Source organism: Skermanella aerolata KACC 11604, assembly GCF_000936425.1.
Classification (GTDB): domain Bacteria; phylum Pseudomonadota; class Alphaproteobacteria; order Azospirillales; family Azospirillaceae; genus Skermanella; species Skermanella aerolata.
In genome coordinates, this window is sequence record NZ_AVFK01000143.1 from 1 (window position 1) to 2,116 (window position 2,116).

The following is a 2,116-nucleotide window of genomic DNA, read 5'->3' on the forward strand; positions in this document are numbered from 1 at the left end:
TCTTTGTTGAGTGTAGGACTCCTGCCTCAACAAAGCGTTACCTGCGTTTCGGGTGGAGGATCGGTGCGGCTGATCCTCAGGGATGTCGTTCCGCGGTCGAGTAACCGGCTCCCTGAGGACAGCCAACTGGAGCCGGCGCTCCCGGCGTCATCCCCAGCTTTCGGTGGCGCCCTGGCGCCGGGCCCGGGTCCGGCCCGTGACGGCGGGAGCTGAGGTCTTCGCCTGCCAGGTCGGGGCCGGAGCGGCCTTGCCGAACAGCCAGCCCTGGCCATGACGCACGCCGATGCCGCGCAGGAACTCGGCCTGCGCCGCCGTCTCGATCATCTCCGCGGTGGTGTCCACCCCGAGATCGGTGCACAGCCGGACCAGGCCGCGCAGCAGGGCGTCGTCGCGGGGAGACTGGCCGATCTTCCGGATGTAGGCACCGTCGATCTTGACGCCGTCGATGATCAGCGACTGCAGGTACGGGAACGAGGCGGCACCGGCGCCGAAGTCGTCGAGGCAGACCGCGAAGCCGCGCAGGCGGCATTCCTGTATGACCCGGTCGGCCTGGGCCAGGTCGGTCAACTGGACGCTTTCCGTGATCTCGAGCGACAGCTGGCCCGCCAAGTCGCGGTGCTGATCCAGCAGGGCAAGCAGGAGGCGGACAAACAGCGGATTGCCGATCGACCGGCCGGACAGGTTGACCGCCAGCCTGAGCGGCCGGGCCCCTCCGGGAGGTGGCGCGCGCAGCAGGGCGAGAGCCCGAGTACAGACCGCGATATCGAGCCGCTCGATGATGCCGATCTCCTCGGCGAAACGGATCTTCTCGAACGGGCTGCTCTCGCCGGAAAACCGGGACAGCACCTCGAAGTGGTCGAGTTCCCCGGTGGCTAGATCGACGATCGGCTGAAAGGCGAGTTCGAAGTCCTCGCCGTCGACCGCCAAGGCGAACGCGCTCATCTGCTGCAGGGTGTCACCGACCATCTGCTCGAAGGCTGCGCCGATCGACCCGGGCATGGCCGTACCGGTAGCGAAGCGGTTGACCGTGAAGCGCACCGCCTGCAGGAGTTCGTCGCGGCCGAGATCCTGGGCGGCGAGCTCCATCCGGTGTCCGGTCATGCTCAGCCGGACGCCGGCTTGCACACCCGCGGCGGCGACGTCCTGGAGACGGTGGCCCATTTCGCTGGCGTCGGCGTCGTGAACAACGGCGAAGCGCGTGGGTGTCAGCCGCCCGGCGGCGTCGCCGTCGATCGCGCCGGCGCGCAGCAGGGTGCCAATACGGTGCACCAGGTCAGCGCAGGTCGCCGGCCGGTTGGCTGCCAGCCCGGCCAGTTCCGGCAGGTCCAGAAACATCAGCCCGACGTCACGGCCCGCCTGGCGGGCGGCCGCGCCAATTTCGGCGGCCGAGGTTACGAAGCTCGCCGGATTGAGCAGGCTGCTCCCGGGGTCACGCGGCCTGGCCGCCGGGCCGTCAGGCTTGGGCGAAGGAGCGGCGGACAGGGCGCACGACAGCCGGTTGTCGTTGCCCGGCAGCCGGCAGGCGTTCAGCAGGGCCGGACGCCCGGCATCGGCCGAACCGCTCCCGGCCAGGCGCACCGGCAGGGTGTCGCAGCGGGCTCCGGCGGTCAGGGACGCGGCCGTGGCCTCGACGAGCACGCGGTCATCGGGATGAAAGAGGTCCAGCCAGGACCTGCCGAGCCAGGCCTCATCGCCCTGATGTGTCAGACCCGAGGCGGCGCCCATGGCGAAGCAGATAATCCCGGTCTCATCGACTTCGATCAGGAGATCGGCAACGGCGAAGGCGAAGGAGACAAAGCGGTGGAGCTGGCGGGGCATGGCTGGGGATCTTGATCGCAACCGGCGAGGACTGGTTGCGCTCCTGTGAGAGGGGTGCACCGGCTGGGCAGCACAGAGGAGGAGAGTTGAGGTCATACCCCACTGACGGAAACGCCTTCAGCGTACTCAATCCTTTGCTAAGATTATGACAACGCAGCGCTCTCTTCCCGGGGCGAGTTCATGTTCTCGAGCGCAGCGTAATGTGGCAGAGCTGCTCGCCGAGGATCTGCATGTGGATCGGCGCCCAAACTTGGGTTCTTCGTTCTTTTGTGTGCACGTCTCATGGTTGAGTGAATGT

Annotated in this window: 1 protein-coding gene; it reads right to left on the reverse strand. The window is 67.7% G+C overall.

What is annotated here, in order from left to right; all coding sequences use genetic code 11:
- Positions 1–147: 147 nt before the first annotated feature.
- A complete protein-coding gene (locus N826_RS38800) occupies positions 148–1,839 on the reverse strand; it encodes a sensor domain-containing phosphodiesterase (RefSeq protein WP_169789517.1) in 1,692 nt (563 codons plus the stop codon).
- Positions 1,840–2,116: the final 277 nt, after the last annotated feature.